General features: G+C 73.5%; 18 protein-coding genes and 1 pseudogene. 9 read left to right on the top strand and 10 right to left on the bottom strand.

Translation table 11 applies throughout. The features are described from left to right. Positions 1–23: 23 nt before the first annotated feature. Positions 24–326 (bottom strand): annotated as a pseudogene (locus ACFC0Z_RS25090) (hypothetical protein); the annotation flags it as partial. Positions 327–752: 426 nt separating this feature from the next. Here ACFC0Z_RS25090 and ACFC0Z_RS25085 point away from each other — a divergent pair. Genes ACFC0Z_RS25085 through ACFC0Z_RS25070 form a run of 4 tightly spaced genes read left to right on the top strand, consistent with a single transcriptional unit; the run spans position 753 to position 5,061 of the window. After that, on the top strand, positions 753–3,590 hold the full coding sequence (locus tag ACFC0Z_RS25085) for a nitrate- and nitrite sensing domain-containing protein (protein ID WP_376442029.1): 2,838 nt from the start codon (positions 753–755) through the stop codon (positions 3,588–3,590). After that, the gene (locus ACFC0Z_RS25080; protein WP_376442026.1) at positions 3,587–4,042 is read left to right on the top strand and encodes a roadblock/LC7 domain-containing protein; all 456 of its coding nucleotides are present in this window, start codon (positions 3,587–3,589) and stop codon (positions 4,040–4,042) included. Before ACFC0Z_RS25085 ends, ACFC0Z_RS25080 begins: the two co-directional genes overlap by 4 nt. A 10-nt stretch (positions 4,043–4,052) precedes the next feature. Next, positions 4,053–4,475 (top strand): DUF742 domain-containing protein, encoded by a 423-nt coding sequence (locus tag ACFC0Z_RS25075; protein WP_376442023.1) that lies wholly within the window; start codon positions 4,053–4,055, stop codon positions 4,473–4,475. Continuing rightward, the gene (locus ACFC0Z_RS25070; protein ID WP_376442020.1) at positions 4,456–5,061 is read left to right on the top strand and encodes an ATP/GTP-binding protein; all 606 of its coding nucleotides are present in this window, start codon (positions 4,456–4,458) and stop codon (positions 5,059–5,061) included. The genes ACFC0Z_RS25075 and ACFC0Z_RS25070 overlap by 20 nt, the downstream gene beginning before the upstream one ends. Before the next feature lie 62 nt (positions 5,062–5,123). On the opposite strand, the gene ACFC0Z_RS25065 is transcribed toward ACFC0Z_RS25070, so the two are convergent. The 3 genes from ACFC0Z_RS25065 to ACFC0Z_RS25055 form a co-directional block, all read right to left on the bottom strand. After that, a complete protein-coding gene (locus ACFC0Z_RS25065) occupies positions 5,124–6,281 on the bottom strand; it encodes a lipid-transfer protein (RefSeq protein WP_376442489.1) in 1,158 nt (385 codons plus the stop codon). 26 nt (positions 6,282–6,307) lie between these two features. Further along, a complete protein-coding gene (locus ACFC0Z_RS25060; RefSeq protein ID WP_376442018.1) occupies positions 6,308–6,796 on the bottom strand; it encodes a Zn-ribbon domain-containing OB-fold protein in 489 nt (162 codons plus the stop codon). 97 nt (positions 6,797–6,893) lie between these two features. Then, a complete protein-coding gene (locus tag ACFC0Z_RS25055) occupies positions 6,894–7,688 on the bottom strand; it encodes a M15 family metallopeptidase (protein ID WP_376442015.1) in 795 nt (264 codons plus the stop codon). 68 nt (positions 7,689–7,756) lie between these two features. Here ACFC0Z_RS25055 and ACFC0Z_RS25050 point away from each other — a divergent pair, with 68 nt between their 5' ends. Further along, complete coding sequence (locus ACFC0Z_RS25050; RefSeq protein ID WP_376442486.1) at positions 7,757–8,260, top strand: NUDIX domain-containing protein; 504 nt, start codon at positions 7,757–7,759, stop codon at positions 8,258–8,260. A gap of 78 nt (positions 8,261–8,338) precedes the next feature. Here the strand turns inward: ACFC0Z_RS25050 and ACFC0Z_RS25045 are convergent, their stop codons facing one another. Then, on the bottom strand, positions 8,339–10,783 hold the full coding sequence (locus tag ACFC0Z_RS25045) for a glycoside hydrolase family 31 protein (RefSeq protein WP_376442013.1): 2,445 nt from the start codon (positions 10,781–10,783) through the stop codon (positions 8,339–8,341). A gap of 214 nt (positions 10,784–10,997) precedes the next feature. On the opposite strand from ACFC0Z_RS25045, the gene ACFC0Z_RS25040 reads away from it, so the two are divergent. Then, positions 10,998–12,968 carry an acetoacetate--CoA ligase gene (locus ACFC0Z_RS25040; protein ID WP_376442011.1) on the top strand — a complete coding sequence of 657 codons (1,971 nt, stop codon included), beginning with the start codon at positions 10,998–11,000 and terminating at the stop codon, positions 12,966–12,968. A 72-nt stretch (positions 12,969–13,040) separates the two neighbouring features. Here the strand turns inward: ACFC0Z_RS25040 and ACFC0Z_RS25035 are convergent, their stop codons facing one another. Continuing rightward, positions 13,041–14,105, bottom strand: coding sequence for a CU044_5270 family protein (locus tag ACFC0Z_RS25035; RefSeq protein ID WP_376442008.1), 1,065 nt, complete (start codon positions 14,103–14,105; stop codon positions 13,041–13,043). After that, a complete protein-coding gene (locus tag ACFC0Z_RS25030; RefSeq protein WP_376442005.1) occupies positions 14,102–14,860 on the bottom strand; it encodes an RNA polymerase sigma factor in 759 nt (252 codons plus the stop codon). The genes ACFC0Z_RS25035 and ACFC0Z_RS25030 overlap by 4 nt, the downstream gene beginning before the upstream one ends. Before the next feature lie 120 nt (positions 14,861–14,980). Between ACFC0Z_RS25030 and ACFC0Z_RS25025 the strand changes: the two genes are divergently transcribed. Further along, positions 14,981–16,609, top strand: a complete 1,629-nt coding sequence (locus ACFC0Z_RS25025; RefSeq protein WP_376442003.1) for a serine protease — start codon at positions 14,981–14,983, stop codon at positions 16,607–16,609. Between the two features lie 75 nt (positions 16,610–16,684). Here ACFC0Z_RS25025 and ACFC0Z_RS25020 read toward each other — a convergent pair whose 3' ends face one another. After that, complete coding sequence (locus ACFC0Z_RS25020; RefSeq protein ID WP_376442000.1) at positions 16,685–18,004, bottom strand: aminotransferase class I/II-fold pyridoxal phosphate-dependent enzyme; 1,320 nt, start codon at positions 18,002–18,004, stop codon at positions 16,685–16,687. A 51-nt stretch (positions 18,005–18,055) separates the two neighbouring features. On the opposite strand from ACFC0Z_RS25020, the gene ACFC0Z_RS25015 reads away from it, so the two are divergent. Both ACFC0Z_RS25015 and ACFC0Z_RS25010 read left to right on the top strand, forming a co-directional pair. After that, a complete protein-coding gene (locus ACFC0Z_RS25015; protein WP_376441997.1) occupies positions 18,056–19,348 on the top strand; it encodes an MFS transporter in 1,293 nt (430 codons plus the stop codon). 24 nt (positions 19,349–19,372) lie between these two features. Next, positions 19,373–20,263, top strand: coding sequence for a hypothetical protein (locus ACFC0Z_RS25010; protein ID WP_376441995.1), 891 nt, complete (start codon positions 19,373–19,375; stop codon positions 20,261–20,263). A 79-nt stretch (positions 20,264–20,342) separates the two neighbouring features. On the opposite strand, the gene ptsP is transcribed toward ACFC0Z_RS25010, so the two are convergent. Both ptsP and ACFC0Z_RS25000 read right to left on the bottom strand, forming a co-directional pair. Next, positions 20,343–22,013, bottom strand: coding sequence for a phosphoenolpyruvate--protein phosphotransferase (gene ptsP, locus ACFC0Z_RS25005; RefSeq protein WP_376441993.1), 1,671 nt, complete (start codon positions 22,011–22,013; stop codon positions 20,343–20,345). 79 nt (positions 22,014–22,092) lie between these two features. Then, positions 22,093–22,542, bottom strand: coding sequence for a PTS glucose transporter subunit IIA (locus ACFC0Z_RS25000; protein ID WP_376441990.1), 450 nt, complete (start codon positions 22,540–22,542; stop codon positions 22,093–22,095). Between the last annotated feature and the right edge of the window lie 523 nt (positions 22,543–23,065).

The following is a 23,065-nucleotide window of genomic DNA, read 5'->3' as shown; positions in this document are numbered from 1 at the left end:
GCTCTCCGTGCGTACCGTCGTCAGCGCGCCGTGCTGCTCGGCTGCGAGACCACCCCGTTGCGCTGGCGCCACACCTGACGGGTGATCCAGACGTCGAGGACGCTCCACGTGGCGACGACCGTGGACGCCACCGCCGTCACCGTCACCGGAAACGCCAGCCAGGACCCGGTGACCGTGCAGAAGAAGGCCACCACCCCCTGCACGATCGTCACCGAGGTGAGGATCACCGCGCGCACGGCGGCGGTCCGCACCGGATCGGGCATCCGCTGCCGGCCCTTCTCGTCGTCCACCCACAACTGCCGTGCCGGCCGCGACTCGTGTTCCATCGCCTGGTCACTCCCCACCACTGAACGCCTTCTGAGTGGCTGCCCACCACGATCCCCGTTACGCGAGCAGAACCAGCCCCGTACTGATTGACGCACAAGAGCGAGAAAAGGTTTCGTCCACACCGGAACGGAACGAATAATTCCAGCCATCTCCGCAGGCCGGAGAGTGGCCGGGGAAATGACGCACTCCCGGGTGTCCTACGCCACAGTGGCTGATCCCAACTCCCCGAATACCGGGACATCTCATGATCAACACTCACTCGTCAGGCTGAAAATCGCCCGGACAGACCTTCGAGATGGCCGTGATGCAGTAGTAGGCTCACGCCGCCGTTTGTTTGAAACCGAAGGTTGACGCCGTGTGTTGACGCGCGACGTCACGAACGTGAGGGACCCCCGTGGCGCGCGGGGGCCGAGCTGGGGGAGGCCATGCGCTTTCGCGGGAAGTCCATCCGCCGGAAGATCGTGGCGTTGCTCCTCGTACCGCTCGTCTCCCTGACCGGGCTGTGGGGTTTCGCCACGGTCCTGACGGGCCGTGAGGCCGACCAACTCCTCGACGTCGGCTACATCATCGAGAAGATCGGCTACCCCCTGGAGGACACCGCCCGTGTCATCCAGCTCGAACGCCGCCAGTCGCTGATCTACCTCGCCGACCCGCGCGGCTCCACCGCCCTCGCCTCCCTCCGCGACACCCGCCGGGCCACCGACCGGCAGATCGCGCGCATCCGCGCGAACGCCACCGACGCCGGGGTACGCGACGAGATGCGGCCGGTCACCAGCCAGCGCCTCGCCTCCCTCCTCGACGCCCTCGACGACCTCGCCTCGCTGCGCCGCTCCGTCGAGAAGCGCAGCATCGACCGCCTCGAAGCGCTCGAGTTCTACAACCGGCTCGTCGACCCCTGCTACAGCTTCCTCATCACCCTCCACGCCCTGGAGAACGTGGAGATGGACAAGCAGGGCCGCGCCCTCGTCGGCATCACGCGCGCGCGTGAACTGCTCTCCCGCGAGGACGCCCTCGTCCTCTCCGCGCTCGTCGCCGGGCAGATCGGCGCCAAGGAGATCCGCGAGATCTCCGATCTCGTCGCCAACCGCGAGCAGTTCTACGAGGTCAACCTCGAACTCCTGCCCGCTGCCGAGCGCGAGCGCTTCGAGCAGTACTGGAACAGCCCCGAGACCGCGCCCCTGCGCGCCGCCGAGAACGCGATCATCGAAGAGGGCCCCACCAAGAACCCGCGCGCCGCCACCGCCGCGTACTGGCAGGACGAGGCGAGCCCCGTCCTCGACGACCTCGCCCGCGCCAACACCGACGCCGGCGACCGCTACCAGGACCGCGTCCAGCCCGCCGCGTACAGCGTGCTCCTCAAGGTCGGCGTCGCCGGAGTCCTCGGCTTCCTCGCCCTCCTCGCCTCGATCGTCATCTCCGTCCGCATCGGCCGCTCCCTCGTCCACGACCTGCGCCGCCTCCAGAAGGAGGCCCAGGAGGTCTCCGGCGTCCGCCTGCCCAGCGTCATGCGCCGCCTCGCCGCCGGCGAGACGGTCGACGTCGGCACCGAGGTGCCCCACCTGCGGTACGGCGAGGACGAGGTCGGCCAGGTCGGCCAGGCCCTCAACACCCTCCAGCGCGCCGCCGTCGAGGCCGCCGTCAAGCAGTCCGAACTGCGCCGCGGCGTCTCCGACGTCTTCGTCAACCTCGCCCGCCGCAACCAGGTCCTGCTCCACCGCCAGCTCACGCTCCTCGACACCATGGAGCGCCGCACGGAGGACACCGACGAACTCGCGGACCTCTTCCGCCTCGACCACCTCACCACCCGCATGCGCCGCCACGCCGAGGGTCTCGTCATCCTCTCCGGCGCGGCGCCCTCCCGGCAGTGGCGCAAGCCCGTCCAGCTCATGGACGTCGTCCGCGCCGCCGTCGCCGAGGTCGAGGACTACGAGCGGATCGAGGTCCGCCGCCTGCCCCGCCTCGGCGTGGGAGGCCCGGCCGTCGCCGACCTCACCCACCTCATCGCGGAACTCCTGGAGAACGCCACGGTGTTCTCGCCCCCGCACACCGCCGTGCAGGTCCTCGGCGAGCGCGTCGCCAACGGCTTCACGCTGGAGATCCACGACCGCGGCCTCGGCATGAATCCCGACGCGCTCCTCGACGCCAACCTCCGGCTCGCCGAGACTCCCGAGTTCGAGCTCTCGGACACCGACCGCCTCGGCCTCTTCGTCGTCAGCCGGCTCGCCCAGCGCCAGAACGTCCGCGTCTCGCTCCAGCCCTCCCCGTACGGAGGGACCACCGCGGTCGTCTTCATCCCGGCCGCGCTGCTCACCGACGCCCCCGAGACCCAGGGCGCGGGCTTCCGCCTGGACCGCAAGAACGTGGAGCGCTCCGGCGCCGACGCGACGGCGGACCGCCCCGGCGTGGCCGACGGCCTCGACGAGGACCTCCTCGGCCCCAGCCGGCTGCCCACCCGCCGCCCGGCGCTCGCCCGCGTCCCGGACGTGACCGAGCCGCCCGCCGCCCTGGACGGCCCGCTCGACGGCCCAGTCGAGCTGGAGGGCCCGATCGGCGGCGACTCCTTCGACGTGCTCTTCGACCGGACCGGCGACCTCCTCGACACCGAGAGCGAGCGCGGCGGCCTCTTCCGCCCCCGCGACCGCCGCCGCTCGGGCCTGACCGCGGCCGACGAGCCGTACGAGCCGTACCGGCGGCCCCGCGAGCAGCACCAGCAGGCCCCCGACCAGACGGCGGGCCGCGGCGAGGAGGAGCACGGCGACGGCGTCGCGCCCGCCCCCGTACCGCTGCCCCGCCGGACCACCCCGACGCTCGTCGTGGACCACGGCCGCCGCGTCGACGAGCCCGGCCGTGCCCACCCCGCGCCGGGTTCCCACCCGATGCCGGGTTCCCACTCGACGGCGGTCGAGCGCCCCGAGGCGCCGCGGACGCAGGCGTCTGCGCCGGCTCCTGAGCAGCCCTCCGCGCCGACCCTCCTCCCCGTACCCCCGCAGGGAGCCGACGACTTCGGCGGCCTGCCGCGCCGCGTCCGGCAGGCCAGCCTCGCCCCCCAGCTGCGCGAGACCGAGGCCCGCGACGACCGAGGCCGCGGCACGGGCGCCGCCGACCGTACGGCCGCGGGCGCCGACGGCCCCGACTCCTTCGAGCGCGACGCCGACGAGGTACGCGCGCGCATGGCCGCCATGCAGCGCGGCTGGCAGCGCGGCCGACGGCACACCGACGACACGACAGCACAAGGAACGACACCCGAGGGGGACGGTCGATGACCGCACCGAACGCCGCAGCAACCAACAGCACTTCCGGCTACGGACACGGGCACGGGAACGGCGAGCTGAACTGGCTCCTCGACGAGCTCGTCCAGCGGGTCGGGTCCATCCGCAAGGCGCTGGTGCTCTCCAGCGACGGCCTGCCCACCGGTGCCTCGCGCGACCTGACCCGTGAGGACGGCGAGCACCTGGCCGCCGTCGCCTCCGGCTTCCACAGTCTCGCCAAGGGCGTCGGCCGCCACTTCGAGGCCGGAAAGGTCCGCCAGACCGTCGTCGAGCTGGAGGAGGCCTTCCTCTTCGTGACGGCCGCCGGCGACGGCAGCTGCCTGGCCGTCCTGGCCGACGCCGACTCCGACGTCGGCCAGGTCGCCTACGAGATGACCCTGATGGTGAAGCGGGTCGGCGCCCACCTCGCCACGGCCCCGCGGACCGGCCTGCCCTCCGGAGCGTGAGCGGGACGCCATGACTGACGCAGCCGAGCCGAACCAGGCGCATCAGGCCCCGTCCCCCGGCCACCACTGGTTCGACGCCGACGCGGGGCCGGTGGTCCGTCCGTACGCGATGACCCGCGGCCGGACCAGCGCGGCCGGCCGCCACCAGCTGGACCTGATCGCGCTGGTGGTTCCCGAACCGGCCGCCGACGACCCCGGCCGCGACCAGACGCTCTCCCCGGAACACGTGGAGATCGTCGAACGCTGCTCCGAGCAGCCCCAGTCGATCGCCGAGCTCGCCGCAGGACTCGACCTCCCCGTCGGGGTGGTCCGGGTCCTGGTCGGCGATCTCGTCGAGGACGAACTCGTCCATGTGACCCGCCCCGTTCCGCCGGCCGAGCTGCCGGACGTGAGCATCCTTCGCGAGGTGATCAATGGCCTTCGGGCGCTCTAGCCGTACGAAGCCGCTCGTCGAGCCGGTAACCCTGAAGATTCTCGTCGCGGGCGGGTTCGGGGTCGGCAAGACGACGCTGGTGGGTGCGGTCAGCGAGATCAGGCCCCTGCGCACCGAGGAGATCCTCAGCGAGGCGGGACGGCCCGTCGACGACCTCCACGGGGTCGAGACCAAGACGACCACCACGGTCGCCATGGACTTCGGCCGGATCACGCTGCGCGAGGACCTCGTCCTGTACCTGTTCGGGACCCCCGGCCAGGACCGCTTCTGGTTCCTCTGGGACGAGCTCGCGCAGGGCGCGCTGGGCGCGATCGTCCTGGCGGACACCCGCCGCCTGGAGGACAGCTTCGCGGCCATCGACTACTTCGAGCGGCGGGGCATCCCGTTCACGGTTGCGGTCAACTGCTTCGAGGGCGCGCGGCGGTTCTCCGCCGAGAACGTGCGCGGGGCGCTCGACCTCGACCCGGAGGTCGAGCTCCTGATGTGCGACGCCCGGGACCGCGAGTCCGTGAAGAACGTCCTCGTGGCGGTCGTCGAACACGCCCTGGCCCTGGCGGACCGCGCCCACGCGACGGTCACGGGCTGAGCGACGCGAGGAGGCCCCCGCGGGGCCTCCTCGCTCACGGCACCTCGCTCACCGAGCCGTGCTCACCGCACCGCCACCACCGCGGACCCGTGCCCGAACAGCCCCTGGTTCGCGGTGATCCCGGCCCGAGCCCCCGGCACCTGCCGGTCGCCCGCCGTGCCCCGCAACTGCCAGGTCAGCTCGCAGACCTGGGCGATGGCCTGCGCCGGCACCGCCTCGCCGAAGGAAGCGAGCCCGCCGCTGGTGTTCACCGGCAGCCGCCCGCCGAGCGCCGTGACGCCCTCCCGCAGCAGCTTGGCGCCCTCACCGGCCCCGCAGAGGCCGATGTCCTCGTACCACTCCAGCTCCAGCGCGGTGGACAGGTCGTACACCTCCGCGAGGGACAGGTCCTCGGGGCCGATCCCGGCCTCCTCGTACGCGGCACGCGCGATCGCCGACCGGAAGCCGTCCGCCCCGCCGGAGCCCGCGAGCGCCGAGTCCGTCGCGATGTCGGGCAGGTCGAGCACCGTCCTCGGGTAGCTGGGGGAGACCGTCGAGACGGCCCGCACCCGCACCGGATCAGCCTGCCCGTGCCGCCGGGCGAACTCCATGCTGGACAGGACGAGTGCCGCGCCCCCGTCCGAGGTCGCGCAGATGTCGAGGAGCCGCAGCGGGTCGGCGACGACGGCCGACCCGGCGACCTCGTCGGCGGACACGCGCGCGCGGTAGCGGGCGAGCGGGTTGAGCGCCCCGGCCGCCGCGTTCTTCACCTTCACCTGGGCGAAGTCCTCGACCGTGTCCCCGTACAGCGCCATCCTGCGCCGGGCGTAGAGCGCGAAGTACGCGGGATTGGTCGCGCCGAGCACCCGGAACCGCAGCCAGTCCGGGTCGTCCGGCCGCTCCCCGCCCGCCGGGGCGAAGAAACCCTTCGGCGTCGAGTCCGCGCCGACGACCAGGACCACGTCCGCGAGGCCCGCCAGGATCTGCGACCGGGCGGTCGCGATGGCCTGCGCGCCCGAGGCACAGGCCGCGTACACACTGGTGATCCGCGCGCCCTGCCAGCCGAGCGCCTTCGCGAAGGTGGCCCCCGCCACGTACCCCGGGTAGCCGCACCGCATGGTGTTCGCGCCGACGATCGAGCCGACGTCCTTCCAGTCGATCCCGGCGTCGGCGAGCGCGGCGCGGGCGGCGGCAGCCCCGTAACTGACGAAACTCCGGCCCCACTTGCCCCACGGGTGCATCCCTGCCCCGAGGACGGCGATGTCGTTCACGACCGCTCCTCCCGCTCCGTGCTCGGCGCGACGGCCGGCGCGACGGGCCGCCAGTTCCAGGTGGTCCAGGTGTGCGACTCGTCCTCGTTCAGCACGCCCGGCACGACCTCGACCTCCATGCCGACGGCGAGGTCCGCCGGGCGCACCCCGGGCGCCGCCTGCCCGAGCACCACCATCGCCTCGGCCGCGAGCTCCACCGCGACGAGGGTGTACGGCTCCCAGGGCGCGTCCGGGTCGGAGACGTACGGGGCCGGCGGGCGGTAGCGGCCGTCGGTGTACGACCAGATCCGGCCGCGCGGCGACAGCGGGACCTCGGCCAGCTCGCCGCCACCCGGGCACCCGGGGTTGCGGCACCCGTCGTCCTCGCGCGGGAAGAAGACCGAGGCGCACGCCGTGCACCGGGTCCCGAGCAGCCGGAACTCCGCCTCCGGCACCGAGTCGTCGGTGAACCACCGGGCCACCACCGGTCTGCGTGTCCGTGCCACGAAGCCTCCCGAGCCGATCAGGTCACGTCCCTATCTGACGAAGCGTCAGAAGTGTGGCACGGGCGGCCGCCGGTGAGAAGGCCCGGCAGGCGAGCCGTCAATGCCCGGCCACGGCCCTCCGCTCCACCGGGAAGTCGAAGAACGTGCCGGGGAACGGCTCCGGCTTGAACGTGAAGTGCCACCACTCCTCCGGCAGGTTCACGAAGCCCTGCTCGGCGAGCGCGCCCTTCAGGAGCTGCCGGTTCGCCCGCTGCACGCCCTGGATCCGCGGGTCGTCGGTGTGCGAGAGCGTGTCGAAGCAGTCGTACCCGGTCCCCATGTCCACGGAGTTGTCCGGAAAGCGCTCCTCCTGGGGGGCGTAGCACTCCACGAGCTCCTCGCCCGGCACGTACGCGCGCGTGGGCGCCGCCGGAAGTCGCACGATCGTCACGTCGAGGGTCGACCCCCGGCTGTGTCCCGACTTCTCCGCGATGTACCCGTCCGTGAACAGCCTCGACTTGTCGACGAGCGGATAGAACTCCTCCTTCATCCGCTCGTCCGCCAGGTCCTTCGCCCACCGCACGAAGTGGTCGACGGCCCGCTGCGGCCGGTAGCAGTCGTACACCTTGAGCGTGTAGCCCCGCGCCAGGAGACGCGTCTGCGCGCGGTGCAGGGCCTCGGCCGCCGGCCGGGTCAGGAGGCAGAGGGGCTGCCGGTAGCCGTCGACCGGCTCGCCCACGAAGGTGTGCGGGGTGGCGTACCGCATCTCCTGGAGGACGGTCCGGTCCACCGAGCTCAGCGCCACGAACTCGGGGGGAGCCTTCGGCTCCGGCACGGCGGAGACCGGGGGAGCGGCGCCCAGCAGGAGCGCGGCGACGGCGAACGCGCGGAAAGCGGAAGCAAGTCCTGTCATGGGCACCGTCTACCAGTTCCGGCAGCGCGGGGAAAGGCCGATGGCATACGGTCGGCCGCGTGAACTCGATCCCCGATTCCCACTGTTCGGCCTGCGGAGCGCCCCACGCCCCCGAGGCCGGCTGGCCCCGCACCTGCCCCGCCTGCGGCCACACCGCCTACCGCAACCCGCTCCCCGTCGCCATCGCCCTTCTCCCGGTCACCGACACCGAGGGAGCCACCGGCCTCCTCGTGATCACCCGGGGGATCGCTCCGCGACGAGGCGAGAACGCGCTCCCCGGCGGCTTCATCGACGACGCCGAGGACTGGCGCGCGGCCGTGGTCCGCGAACTGCGCGAGGAGACCGGGATCGAGGCGGACGCCGACACCATCCGCCTCGCCGACGCGATGAGCTCCCCGGCGGGCCACCTCCTCGTCTTCGGCCTCCTCCCGCCCCGGCCGGCCGCCGACCTCCCCCCGTCGCTCCCGACGGACGAGACCGAGGGCCACCACGTGATCCACGCGCCCCAGGACCTGGCCTTCCCGCTCCACACCGCAGCGGTACGCAAGTGGTTCGCGGGCCACTACGCCTGACGGGTCCCGGAAACACGCCGCAGCCCGGTCCTGCCCCTTACCCCTCCCGCCCCTCACACCTCACGCCACCTCCGCCCCTCACACCCCCCGCACCCGCACCGCCGTCTCCACCTCCCCGACCCCCTCGTCCGTCACCCGCCGCACCACCACCCGGCCGTCCACCAGCCGCGACTGGTACCGCTCGATCTCGGCCGGTTCCCAGCCGTCCCCGGTGTCCCGCACGACGAGCCCACCGCCCGTCCGTCCGGCCGGAGGCGCCCACACCTCCAGGACCAGCCCGCCGTCCTCGCCGCGCACCGGAAACACCGCGCCCGCGCGCGCGAGGACCGGCACCCGCGACAGCGGCGCGTCGAGCAGGACCTGACCGGGCCCCTCGTACGCCTCACCCGTCGCCGTGTCGTACCAGCGCCCCCGCGGCAGCCGTACCGCCCGCCGGTCCGCGCCCCGCGTGAGCACCGGCGCCACGAGCAGCGCGTCGCCCAGCAGGAACGCGTCCTCGCAGTCCCGCAGCGCCCGGTCCTCCGGCGTCCCCCACCACACCGGCCGGACGTACGGCGCGCCCGTCATCCGGGCGAGCCGCGCCAGCGTCTCGAAGTACGGCCGCAGCCGCTCCCGTTCGGCGAGCGCCACGCGCGCGTGCTCCAGGATCTCGGGCCCGAACTCCCACGGCTCGCGCCGCCCCGCGTCGATGGCCGCGTGCGTGCGGAAGAGCGGCAGCCACGCCCCCAGCTGGTACCAGCGGAGGTACAGCTCGGGCGAGGGGAAGCCGTCGAAGCCGCCCACGTCGGGCCCCGAGTACGGCACACCGCACAGCCCGAGCCCCAGGACCAGCGCGAGCGAGGCCCGCAGCCCCGGCCACCCGGTCGACACGTCGCCGGACCACGTGCCCCCGTACCGCTGCATCCCCGCCCAGCCCGAACGCGAGAAGAGGAACGGCCGCTCGTCCGGCCGCAGCCCGCGCAGCCCCTCGTACCCGGCGCGGGCCATGGTCAGCCCGTACACGTTGTGCGCCTCCCGGTGGTCGCCGCCCCGCCCGTCCAGCGCGTGACGCGCCGAGCGCGGCAGCGTCGTGTCGCCGAAGGGAGCGAAGGACACCGGCTCGTTCATGTCGTGCCACACCCCGGCGAAACCCTGCCGGAGCCGCTCCTCGTAGAGGCCGCCCCACCACTCCCGTACCGCCGGATCGGTGAAATCCGGATACACGCACGGCCCCGGCCACACCTCGCCGACGACCTCCCGCCCCCGCCCGTCCCTGACGAACGCCCCGGACGCGCCGACCTCCCGCCCCGCGTCGTACACCGCGTTGCCCGGCTCCGCCTTGACCGCCGGATCCACGATCGACACGAGCCGCACCCCCTGCTCCCGCAGCTCCTCCGCGAGCCCCGGCAGGTCCGGGAACCGCTCCCGGTCCACGGTGAACACGCGGTGCCCGTCGTAGTGGTCGATGTCCAGGTGCAGGGCGGACAGCGGCAGACCCCGCTCGCGGTACCCGGCGACGACCCGCCGCACCTCCCGCGCGCTGCCGAAGCCCCACCGGGCGTGCTGCGGACCGAGCGCCCAGGCGGGCGGCAGCGCGGGCGCGCCCGTGAGCGCGGCCCAGCCGTGCAGCACGCGCGCGGGGGTGCCGACCAGCACCCAGCAGCGCAGCGGCCCACCACCCATCCGGACCTCGCTGGTGCCCGGCCGGTCGTGCCCGGAGCCGTCGCCCTCCTCGCCCTCGGCGAGCGTGACCCGCCCGTCCCACGCGTTGTCGTGGAACGCGAGGTGCGTCCCCGCGTCCGAGACGACGAACTGCACCGGCATCGTCAGGTACAGCGGATCGTCCCCCGGGACGAAGCCGCCCTTGGGATCGGTGTTCCACAGCCGGTACGAGCCGTCCCGCAGCCGCGGCCCCGCGGCCCGCCCGCCGAGACCGAAGAACCGCGCGTCCGCCGGCACCTCGCTCCGCTGCACCCAACGAGCCTCACCGGCCCCGGCCCCACCTTCGGCCCCAGCCCCAGCCCCGGTCCCAGCCCCAGCCCCAGCCCCGGTCCCGGCCCCGGTCCCGCCCCCGGCCCCCTCGACCGGCTCCCACCACCGGGGCGGCAGATCCCGCCGCAGCATCAGCCCGCCCGGCGTCCGCACCTCCACCGCCCCGTGCCGGGAGACCGCCACCGTCACCCGCTCCGCGACGATCCGCCACCCGCCGTCCGTGTCCGGTTCGAGAGAGGCCCGCGGGTCCGGCTCCGGCGCCTCGCCGGCCAGCGCGTACGACGGCAGCGGCCCGGCCCCGTCCCACCCCCAGAACACCGCGCCGCCCACCGACACCGTGATCCGCAGCGAGGAGCGCGCGAACCGGACGATCCCCCCGCCCGGCAGCGCCTCCGCCCCCGTCGCGGGCCCCGGCACCCGCGCCCGCTCCGCCCCGCGCGGCGGCAGCCCCCGCGCGTCCGTCCGCCTCCGCCGCCACGCCGCCCGTACCGTCCGCAACCCCCGCACCGAACCGAAGACCTTGATCGAACGCACCAGTTCCCGACCGTCCATGACGATCACCCTGCCACCCACCAGGGGCGATACGAGCTCCGTTCAACGGTCGTTCACCCGTGGTGGGAGCACATGTTCATGTACCGGACCATGGGCGGGCAGACCTGGTGCGAAAGACGATCACATGGCATCGTCCTGTCAGCCGCGTCACGCGCACACCCCAGCACGTGCGCGCGACACACGCCGACCCCGCGTACAGCCAGGGAGCACGCCCATGACATCAGCGCAGACCGAGCCGCTCTGGCAGCCGGACGAGGAGCGCATCGCCACCGCCGCGGTCACCCGCTTCCAGGCATGGGCCGCCGAACACCACGGCGCGCCCGCCGAGGGCGGATACCCGGCGCTCCACCGCTGGTCGGTCGAGGAGCTCGAAGCCTTCTGGCAGGCCGTCGTCGAGTGGTTCGACGTGCGCTTCTCCACCCCGTACGAGCGTGTCCTCGGCGACCGCTCGATGCCCGGGGCCGAGTGGTTCCCCGGAGCCACCCTCAACTACGCCGAGCACGCCCTGCGCGCCGCCGACGAGCGCCCCGACGCCACGGCCCTGCTCCACGTGGACGAGACGCAGGAGCCCACGCCGACCACCTGGGGCGAGCTCCGCCGCCAGGTCGGCTCCCTCGCCGCCGAACTGCGCGCCCTCGGCGTACGCCCTGGCGACCGCGTCAGCGGCTACCTCCCGAACGTGCCGCAGTCCGTCGTGGCCCTCCTCGCCACCGCCGCCGTCGGCGGCGTCTGGACCTCCTGCGCCCCGGACTTCGGCGCCCGCTCCGTCCTCGACCGTTTCCAGCAGGTCGAGCCGGTCGTCCTCTTCACCGTCGACGGCTACCGCTACGGCGGCAAGGAGCACGACCGCCGCGACACCGTCGCCGAGCTCCGCGCCGAACTCCCCACGCTCCGCGCCGTCGTCCACGTGCCGCTCCTCGGCACCCCGGCCCCCGAGGGCGCCCTCGCCTGGGACGACCTGGTCGCCGCCGACGTCGAGCCGGTCTACGAACAGGTCCCCTTCTCGCACCCGCTGTGGGTCCTGTACTCCTCCGGCACCACGGGCCTGCCGAAGGCGATCGTCCAGTCCCAGGGCGGCATCCTCGTCGAGCACGTCAAGCAGCTGGGCCTGCACTGCGACCTCGGCCCCGACGACGTGTTCTTCTGGTTCACGTCCACCGGCTGGATGATGTGGAACTTCCTCGTCTCCGGCCTCCTCACCGGCACGACCGTCGTCCTGTACGACGGCAGCCCCGGCTACCCCGACACCGCCGCCCAGTGGCGCGTCGCCGAACGCACCGGCGCCACCCTGTACGGCACCTCCGCCGCGTACGTGATGGCCTGCGCGAAGGCCGACGTGCACCCCGGCAGGGACTTCGACCTCTCGGCCGTGAAGTGCGTGGCCACCACCGGCTCCCCGCTGCCCCCCGACGGCTTCCGCTGGCTCCACGACGAGGTCCGCGAGGACCTGTGGATCGCCTCCGTCAGCGGCGGCACCGACGTGTGCTCCTGCTTCGCGGGCGCCGTCCCCACGCTCCCCGTCCACATCGGCGAGCTCCAGGCGGCCGGCCTCGGCACCGACCTCCAGTCCTGGGACCCGTCCGGCAAGGCGCTCGTCGGCGAGGTCGGCGAGCTGGTCGTCACCAACCCCATGCCGTCCATGCCGATCCACTTCTGGAACGACCCCGACGGCAGCCGCTACCGCGACAGCTACTTCGAGATGTACCCGGGCGTCTGGCGCCACGGCGACTGGATCACGATCACCGAGCACGGCTCGGTCGTCATCCACGGCCGCTCCGACTCCACCCTGAACCGCCAGGGCGTCCGCATGGGCAGCGCCGACATCTACGAGGCCGTCGAGCGGCTCCCGGAGATCCGCGAGTCCCTGGTGATCGGCCTCGAAGAGCCCGACGGCGGGTACTGGATGCCGCTCTTCGTCCATCTCGTCGAGGGAGCCACCCTCGACGAGGAGCTGATCGGCCGCATCAAGCGGACCATCCGCACCGAGCTCTCCCCGCGGCACGTCCCGGACGACATCATCGAGGTCCCGGGCGTCCCGCACACCCTCACCGGCAAGCGCATCGAGGTCCCGGTCAAGCGCCTCCTCCAGGGCACGCCCCTGGCGAAGGCCGTCAACCTCGGCTCGGTCGACGACCTCGGCCTCCTGCGCTTCTACGAGACCCTCGCGGCCACCCGCAGGCCCTGACCCGCCCTGGTCACCGCACGGCACGAGGCCGGTCCCCCCACGGGACCGGCCTCGTGCCGTACGCGCGCGTGCTCAGGAACCGGGCAGCTCACCGGCCCGCCCGACGGCACCCTTCGCGAGAACGGCGGACACCCCCAACACGCTCCCCTTCACCCCGGCGGCCGTGGTCTCCGTGAGCACGGTCCGCTCGCCGAGGAACGCCGACGTCGTACGGTCGAAGACCCACTGAGTCTGCTCCCCGTCGGCGGTACGGGCGACGGCCACGCCCTCCCGCCCGGCCGCGTCCTTCGCGGACGGCAGCACGGTGACCCCGGGAATCCGCGCGGCGGCCTCGTACAGCGCCGCCGTGACCTCCGGCGGAGCCCAGGTCTCGGCGACCAGCGTCCCGATCGCCCGGAACGCCCGCTGGTCGGCATCGCCGCCTTCCTGCCGGGTCTGTTCCCTGACGAGCGTCAGCAGCGCCCCCGGATCCGTGGGAAGCGTCGCCACGTACGCGTGCGTCGGGTTCTTGACGGAGGGCTGCCCCTCCATCGTGGTGGCCCGGGGCGTCGCCCCCGGGTGGTCCAGCTCGTAGACGGGCAGGCGCGGCGCGAGCTCCGAATCGGCGGCACCGTCCTCCCGCAGCAGCCCCGCCCGGCTCCCGTCGGCGGACAGCCACACCTCCCGCTGGTGTACGGGGGCGAGCGCGGCGGCACCCCCGTCGGCGCTCCGCCCCGCGAAGGCCACCAGGCTCTTCACATACACGAACTGCTCGGGCCGCGCGTCCGGCGCGGGCGCCGAGGCGGCGGCGAGCGCGGCCCGCGAGAGGACCTGGTCGGCCCCGGAGGCCGTGACCTGCTTCGGCGGCGTGGCCGGAGGGTCGGACGGAGCGAGCGCGACGGCACCGGCCACCAGGGCACAGGCGGTCACGGGCGCGGCGACCCAGGCGAAGCGCGGCAGGGGACGCCGGGACCGGCCGCCACGCGCGCGCGTGGCGGGCGACGCGGCAAGGGCCTCGCGCAGCACCCGGTTCCGCAGGTCGTGCTCCTCGGCGGGGGCGAGAGCCGGCACGGGCGGCGGCGGCAGGAGGCCGACCAGGTCGCCGACCAGCGGATCGTCCGTGGCGGTGGGGGAGTGTCGGGGCGTGGAGGTGTTCATGCCTGGTTCTCCGGGTGGGTACGGGACACGAGATCCGGACGGACGGTCGAAGGAACGAGGGAGGGGGAAACGGACGGCGCGCCGGCAGAGGGGGAGACGGCGGGCACACCGGCATCGGAAGCCGTGACCGGAACGGGTCCGGAGCGCACGGGTCCGGACCCCGAAGGCCCGCCCCCGCCGCGGGTGACCACCCGGCCGCCACTCCGCTCACGGCGCCGCAGCGCCCGCAGCTCCGCGTCGGCGAGCTTCCGCAGCCGCTCACGGGCCCGGGACAGCCGGGACCGGACGGTTCCGACCGGGATCCCGAGCGCCTCGCCGGCCGCCGCGTAGTCGAGCCCGGCCCACACCACGAGCGTGAAGACCTCCCGCTCACGCCGCCGCAGCTTCCCCAGGGCGGCGCGGGCGGCCCGTACCTGTTCCCCGTCCGTCATCCGGGCGAGGACCTCGTCGGCGAAGTCCGGCAGGACGCCCCGCTCGGGAAGCCGCGCGAGCGCCGCGTCCCTGCGCCGCGCCTCACGCGCGGCCCCGCGCATGACATTGGTGGCGATGCCGAGCAGCCAGGGCCGCAGGCTGCCGCCGTCGGCGTGCACCTTGTCCCGACAGCGCCAGGCCTCCAGGAAGGTGGCGGACACGACGTCCTCCGCCGCCGCCCGGTCGCCGCAGACACGGAACGCGTAGTGGTACAGGACCCGCGCGTGTTCGTCGTACGCCTCGCCCAGCGCCGCCGGGTCCCCGGCGCGGAAACGATTTCTCATAGGTGATTCCACATCTGGCACTGGGCGCCGGTTCGCCGGAGTTCCCGTGACCTGGGCCACATCGTCCCGGATGTGTCCCAGGTCACGGGAACGCGGACCGGCCCCCGAGCAGTGCTGATCATGAACAACTCATCGACGGAACACCGTACGCGGACGACCCCGCCCACCCGCCGCACGGCCCTGCGCGCCCTCGCCCTCACCGGCGTCCTGGCCGCCGTGTCCCTCTCCGCGCCGCCCCCGGCCGCTCTGGCCTCGGCCGCCCTCGCCTCGGCCGGCCGTGCCCCCGACACGTACACCCTGACCATCCGGCACCTCGACCGCGCCGGCCTCGCCACCGACGACTACCTCACCCACGTCACCGGCATCTCGGGCCCCGGAGCGGCGGTGGAGGAATCGCCCCACGACCCCTCCGGCACGGTCACCCTCCGCCTGCCCCGCGGCCGCTACCTGCTCGACTCCACCCTCCACGGCGCCGACCCCGCGGCGGGAACCGACTGGATCGTCCAGCCCCGACTGGACCTGACCGGGGACACGACGGTGACGGTCGACGCGCGCAGGACCGCGCTCGTGGACGTACGACCGCCGGAGCCGGGCGCCCGCCACCGCAGCGGCCTCGGCTTCGTCGAGGTCACCCACGAGGGCAGGACCCGCTCCGCGAACATCCTGGCCGGAAGCCCGAACCTGCGCGTCGCCCACCTCGGCCCCGCCGCCGAACCCGGCTCGGTGAAGCAGTGGTTCGACACCTACTGGTCGGGCACGAACGCCGACTACGCCCTCGGCTACACCTTCACCTCCGCCCGCGCCCTCACCGGCCTCGTCCGCCACCCCGCGGCCTCCGCGCTGGCCACCGTCAAGATCCGCGGCGCGGCCCCCGACCGCACGGCAGGCACCGCGTTCGTCGCCATCCAGCCCAGCGCGGGCCCGACCATCGGACTCTCCCAGCCGCTGAAGCGACCCGGCACGGCGACGGTCCTCGTGACCCCGGAGCGCGGCCGCTGGGACGTCGACTACACGGCCCCCGCGGGACCCGGCACCCGGCCCAACCAGTACAGCGCGCACGGCTTCGCGGTCCGCGCCGGCGCCACCACCACCCACACCTTCGACAACGCGGTCTTCGGCCCCGCCCCCGACACGTCACCGGGCGCCCGCCCGGCAGGCGTCCGCGACGGCGCCCGGCTCGCCCTGGACATCCCCCTGCTCGCCGACGGCGACGGCCACGCGCCCGGCAGCCCCCGCTTCCACGGCGCCACCACCACGCTCCACCGGAACGGCGTCCTCGTCGGCACCCGCGAGGGCGCGCCGGGCCGCGCGGAGTTCACCACCACGCCCGGCCGCGCCGCGTACCGGCTCATCACCACGGCGACCCACGGCACCGGCCCGGCGGCGGGCGGCCGCGCCACCGCCGCCTGGACGTTCACCTCGGCGGCGACCTCCCGGCCCACCGCGCTCCCGCTCAGCACCGTCCGCTTCGCCCCGGCGCTCGCCCTCGACGGCACGGCCCCGGCCCGCACCCTCGTCCGCGTGCCCGTCACCGTCCAGGGTGCCGCGGCGCGCACCGGCGTCCGCTCCCTGACCGTGTCGGTCTCCGTCGACAACGGCGCCACCTGGACCCGCGTCCCCGTCGCCGACGGCCGCACGACCTTCCGCACCCCCGCCCCCGGCCGGACGGTCTCGCTCCGCGCCGCCCTCGTCGACACGGCGGGCAACACCCTCACCCAGACCCTGCGCAACGCCTACCGCACCCGCTGATCCACCACGACGGCGGCCTCGCGCGAAGGGAAACCTTCCCGCGAGGCCGCCGTCGTCGTCCCGGTCTCCCGGTCGTCAGCCCCCGTACGTGGCCTGCGAGTCCCCGAGCACGCCCGCGAAGTCCGCCGCGAGACGCACCGCGTCCGCCTGAACCAGCGTCGTCGTCGTGATCCGTACGGCCGGCGGAGCGGCGATCCGGAACCGCGCCCCGGCGGCGACCCACCAGCCCCGCGTCCGCAGTCCGTTCACCACCGCGGACTCGTCCCGCACCGGCACCCACACGTTCATCCCGCTCGCCCCGACCGCCCGGATCCCGTACGAGCCGAGCGCGTCGATCAGGGCCGTACGCCGCTTCGCGTACTCGACCTCGCCGTCGGCGACGAGCCGCACGACCTCCGGGTCGGCGAACAGCGACACGAGCGTCTCCTGCAGGACGTGACTGACCCAGCCGGAGGTCATGAGCATCCGGCCGTCGTGCCGGGCGAGCGTCACCGGGTCGCCGGACACCCCGGCCCACCGCAGGTCGACCCCGAGCCGCTTGGACACCGTCCGGACCTGCGCCCAGCGTTCGAGCCCGGCGGCGCCCAAGGTGGGCGCGGCCGGGGCGGCGAGCCCGAGGTTGTAGTCGTCCTCTATGACGAGGACCTCGGGGAACTCCCGCAGCAGCGCGGCCAGCTCGTCGCGCCGCGTCAGGGAGAAGGACGCGCCGGTGGGGCACTGGGCGCGCGGACTGCACACCACCGCCCGCACCCCCGCGCGCAGCGCGGCGCCCAGCGCGTCCGGCGTGATCCCCTCGGCGTCCACGGCCACCGGCACCATCCGGAGCCCCAGCGCCGGCACCAGGTCGAGCAGGTGGTGGAATCCGGGATCCTCCACGGCCACCGCGTCCCCGGGCCGCAGCTCCACCGAGAGCAGCCGGGCGATGCAGTCGAGCGAGCCGTACGCGAACGTGATCTGCTCCGTCGGTACGCCGTCCCGGGCGAACCAGGCCCGCGTCAGTTCCTCCAGGGCCGCGATCCGGGGCGCCGCGCGATGGGACCCGTACACGGGCCGCCATTCGGCCGGGGGCCTGAGCACCGGCAGGAAGGCGGGGTCGGGGAGCCCGCTGGCCAGATCCACGAGACCCGGCGGCACGGACGGGGGCCGGCGGGAGGCGACCGACGGCGCCTCGGCGACCACCGTGCCGCCCCGCCCGCGCGTGACCACCAGACCGCGCTGCCGCAGCTCCTTGTAGGCCGTCGCCACCGTGCCGGGACTGACGCCGAGCTCGTCCGCGAGCCGCCGTACGGGGGGCAGCGCGTCGCCCGGCGCGAGCTCGCCCTCCGCCACGCCGCGCTCGACGGACGCGGCGATTCCCTTGGACGTCGTTCCCTGAATCGCATATTGTGTTGCCACGTTAAACATTATGTACCAACACAATAATCGAGTCAAGGGGGAACCACACCGATGAGCCACGAGACCTCACGGCGGCCCGGCGCCGTCCTCGGCCGCATACCCGGAGGCCGCGACGGCCGCCGCATGCTCCTCGTGAGCATCATCGACAAGACCGGCACCGGCCTCTGGGCAAGCTGCGCCGTCCTGTACTTCACCTACGTCGCCGGCCTCGGCCTCGGACAGGTCGGCCTCCTCATGACCGTCTCCGGCGGCGTCGGCATCATCGGCGCCCCGCTCGCCGGCCGGCTCGCCGACCGCTTCCCCCTCGTCCGTGTGATCGTCGCCGCCCAGCTCATGCGCGGCATCGCCCTCCTCGCGCTCCTCACCACCGACAACCTGTTCCTGCTCACCCTGTACTCGGCCCTCGGCGCCGTCCCGGACCGCGCCGGCAGCGTCCTGATCAAGCTGTACGCGGCCCGCGTCGCCGGCCCCGAGCGCGTCCGCTACCAGGCCATCCAGCGCACCACCGTCAACATCGGCTGGTCCATCGGCGGCCTCGGCGCCGCCGCCGCGCTCGCCACCGGCAGCACCAGGGCGTACGGACTGCTCCTCCTCGGCAACGTCCTCACCTACCTCGTGATCGCCGCCCTGACCTTCACCTGCGCCGAACCGCCCCGCCCCTCCCGCGTGGTCGCCACCTCCGCGGACACCCCGGAAGCCGCCGCACCCGCCAGCCGCAGCCCCTGGCGCGACCGGGGCTTCCTCGGCTACACCGCCACCGACGCCGCCCTCTTCCTCGACGACACGATCCTCCAGGTGGCCGTCCCCCTCTGGATCGTCCATGCCACGGACGCCCCCGTCGGCCTCGCTCCCCTCCTGATGGTCCTGAACACCGTCCTCGTGGTGTTCTTCCAGGTCCCGCTCTCCCGCTTCGCCGCCACCACCACGGCCGCCCGCCGTCTCCTCGCCCCGCTCGCCGGCCTCCTCGCCCTCGGCACCGCGGCCCTCGCCCTCTCCGCCGCGGGCGGCCGCGCCCTCGCCGTCACGGGCCTGATCGTCGCGGTCGTCGCCCTCACCTTCGCCGAGATCCTCCACGCGATGTCGTCCTGGGAGATCTCCGTCGCCCTCGCCCCCGCCGACGCTCAGGGCACCTACCTCGGCGTCCACGGCCTCGCCCACTCCACCCAGCGCTTCGTCGGCCCCCTCCTCATGACCGGCATCATGTCCGCCGGCCCCCTGGCCTGGCCCGTCCTCGGCATAGCCCTCGCCGCCACCTGTGCCACCCAGAACCGCCTGGTCCGCGGTCGTCTCACCCCTCCCGAACCGTCACTGTCAGTGGCGATGGTTACGGTGAGTGAGCACTGATCGGAGCGTCACTCAGGGGGAGACATGACCCGGACCGGCCCCACCACCGCCCACCTCCGCCGCGCCCTGCGCCGCGAGGTCCCCAGCACCGTCGGCCTCCTCGCCGACGAGCGGGACTTCGCGGCCATGCGCCGCTACCGCACCTTCGCCTTCGACGACCACACGACCTACCTCCACCAGGTCGAGGCCCTCCTCAAAACCCTCGCCACCCAGGGCGGACACACCACCGTCACCCTCTTCGACCCCGAGGAGTACGCCTCCTGGTGCGCCGAAGCCGCCCTCGACCCCGACCACCCCACCAGCCGCAGCCGCTTCACCGCCCACCTCGCCGCCACCGGCGCCCACGTCACCTACACGGGTCAACCCCTCAGCGACCTCCTCCCCGAACTCGTCGACACCGCCGTCCGCCACGCCACCTGGGAGTACGCCACCACCGTCCTCGCCACCGCAGGCGACTGCGCCACCTGCGGCAAGGACCTCGGCAAAGCCGCCTTCGCCCGGGCCGGCCGCCTCCTGACCCGCCTCCTCGCCGCCGCCGGCCCGGGCACCCACCACCTGGTCTGCAGCGTCCCCGCCGCCGCCGACCAACTCCTCGCCGTCCTCCACGCCGAAGGCCCCGGTCACCCCACCGGACCGGCCGCCGCCGAGTTCACCGCCGTCCTCGCCGCGGGCCTCGTCCTCGCCGCCCCCGGCGGCCTGGTCCTGCGCACCACCCACCCCGACGCCCGCGACCACCTCCACGGCTGGCGACTCACCGACGGCGGCCTCGCCCCGCTCACCGAGGCCGAGGTCTTCGCCGCCTACTGCACCGACGCCCGCACCGGAGAACCCCTCTCCCCGGAACCCGGCGTCGACTACCGCGCGGGATTCCCCCTCGCCCCCGACCCCGACGAGGACTGGCCCGCCCACCACTGACCGGACACGCCGAAGGGGCTCCCCGCCACCAAGGTGACGGGAAGCCCCTCCGGTTCCCCGCGTCAGAATCCGCCCGGGATCACTCCCCGGACAGCACCGCCTGCGCGGCCAGACGCGCGTCGTGCGCCGTGTCCGCCGCACGCGCCGCGGCCGCGGCCCGCTCGCACTGCGCCAGCGTGTACTTCGCCAGCGTCGCCCGCACGTACGGAATCGACGCCGCGCCCATGGACAGGGAGGTGACACCCAGACCCGTCAGGACACAGGCGAGCAGCGGGTCCGAAGCGGCCTCGCCACACACACCACAGCTCTTGCCCTCGGCCTTGGCCGCCTCGGCGGACAGCGCCACCAGGTCGAGCAGCGCCGGCTGCCACGGGTCCTGGAGCCGCGACACCGCACCGACCTGACGGTCGGCCGCGAAGGTGTACTGCGCCAGGTCGTTGGTGCCCAGCGACAGGAACTCGACCTCCTGGAGGATCGAGCGCGCCCGCAGCGCGGCCGAGGGAATCTCGACCATCGCACCGAACTTCGCCCGCAGCCCCGCCTCACGGCACGCGTCGGCGAAGGCCTTCGCGTCCGTACGGTCGGCCACCATCGGCGCCATGACCTCGAGGTACACCGGCAGACCCTCGACCGCCTTCGCCAGCGCGGTGAGCTGCGTCCGCAGCACCTCCGGGTGGTCCAGGAGCGTACGCAGACCGCGCACACCGAGCGCCGGGTTCGGCTCGTCGGCCGGCGTCAGGAAGTCGAGCGGCTTGTCCGCACCGGCGTCCAGCACACGCACGACCACACGACCCTCGGGGAAGGCCTCCAGCACCTTGCGGTACGCCTCGACCTGCTTCTCCTCGGACGGAGCGTGCTTGCTGTCGTCCAGGAAGAGGAACTCGGTACGGAACAGACCGACGCCCTCGGCACCGGCCTCCACCGCGGCGGGCACGTCCGCCGGACCGCCGACATTGGCGAGCAGCGGCACCTTGTGCCCGTCCGAGGTCGCACCCGGACCGCTGGAGGACGCCAGCGCGGCCTTCCGCGCGGCGGCGGCCGCGGTCAGCTCCGCCTGCTTCTCCTCGGTCGGGTCCACGAAGATCTCGCCCGTGGAACCGTCCACCGCGATGAGCGTGCCCTCGGCCAGCTCACCCGCACCCGGCAGTGCCACGATCGCCGGCACACCGAGGGCCCGCGCCAGAATGGCGCTGTGGCTGGTCGGCCCGCCCTCCTCGGTCACGAACCCGAGCACCAGCGCCGGGTCGAGCAGCGCCGTGTCGGCCGGCGCCAGGTCACGCGCGATGAGCACGTACGGCTCGTCGCTGTCCGGCACACCCGGCATCGGCACGCCCAGCAGGCGGGCGACGATCCGGTTCCGCACGTCGTCGAGGTCGGCGACGCGCCCGGCCATGTACTCACCGGCACCGGCGAGCAGTTCCCGATAGTGCGAGAACGCGTCGTAAATGCCGCGCTCCGCGGTGCTGCCGACCGCGATACGGCGGTCGACGTCGGCGATGAGCTCCGGGTCCTGGGCGATCATCGCCTGGGCCTCGAGCACCGCCTGGGCCTCACCGCCGGCCAGATTGCCTCGCGCAATCAGGTCCGCGGCCACAGCTTCCACCGCCTGACGAGCGCGCCCCTGTTCGCGCTCCGCCTCGTCGGCCGGAATCTGCTTGGCCGGCGGTTCCAGAACCGCCGTGCCCATGTGCCGGACCTCGCCGATCGCCACACCGTGGCTGACGCCGACGCCTCGCAGCGTTGTCTCCATCTCACCCGTCTCCGATAGTGCGGCGGCCCCGGCCGCCGCGTTGAATGTCGAACTCGCGGTCGTCACGAGGACGGACCGGTCAGCTCCAGTTGAAGAGCGCGTCGCCGGCCTTCACGTCGGCGTCCTCGACGACATCGGAGAGCGAGTCCGCGGTGGCCTCGAGAGCCACGATGGGACAGATGGGGGACTTGCCGGCGGCCTCGACCGCGGCGGGGTTCCACTTCACGACGGCCTGTCCGCGCGTCACGGTGTCACCCTTGTTCACGAGGAGCTCGAAGCCCTCGCCGTTGAGCTGAACGGTGTCGATACCCAGGTGCGTGAGCACACCGTGGCCCTCGGCGTCGACGACGACGAAGGCGTGCGGGTGCATGGAGACGACGACCCCGTCAACGGGCGACACCGCCTCCGAGGGCTCACGTACGGGGTCGATGGCGGTGCCGGGACCGACCATCGCACCGGAGAAGACCGGGTCGGGAACTGCGGCGAGACCGATGGCTCGACCAGCAAGCGGCGACGACACGGATGTCATGGGAAGCCTCCCAGGGGCGGAGATTGTGTGGCGCCGTCACTACCTGTCCTGGACGGCGTACTGTTCAGAAGCGTAAGTCATAAGAAGTCCTAGTTCCGCACGAGACGTACCAGTTGGACGGAGCTAGGACTACCCCGAAACGATTTGCCTCTACTGACGGTGGGATGTACTGTCGTACTCCTGCCTGACCCCAACGCGGCCTTGAGTCGCGGGTCGGCAGCACCATCAAGCCAGATCCTAACCTCAGTGGTCTACACCTCTGCGTGCGTCAGCACGGTGGGGGAGTGGTCGGAGGGGCCGAGAAAGCCTGGTAATGTTTGACCCCGCCGGGAAACGGAAACACGAAAGTGAATTCCTGCCCCGGAAACCCGCTCCAGCGGGTGGCGGAAACGAGAAATCGGGTCTGCTAAGCTGGAAACACGAAATACCGAAGGAAGCGCCCGGAGGGCCTGGAAACAGGAACGAAGGAAGCGTCCGCACCTTGAGAACTCAACAGCGTGCCAAAAATCAACGCCAGATTAGT

The organism is Streptomyces sp. NPDC056144 (assembly GCF_042264145.1).
Classification (GTDB): Bacteria; Actinomycetota; Actinomycetes; order Streptomycetales; family Streptomycetaceae; genus Streptomyces.
This window is presented reverse-complemented; position numbering and strand designations above follow the sequence as displayed.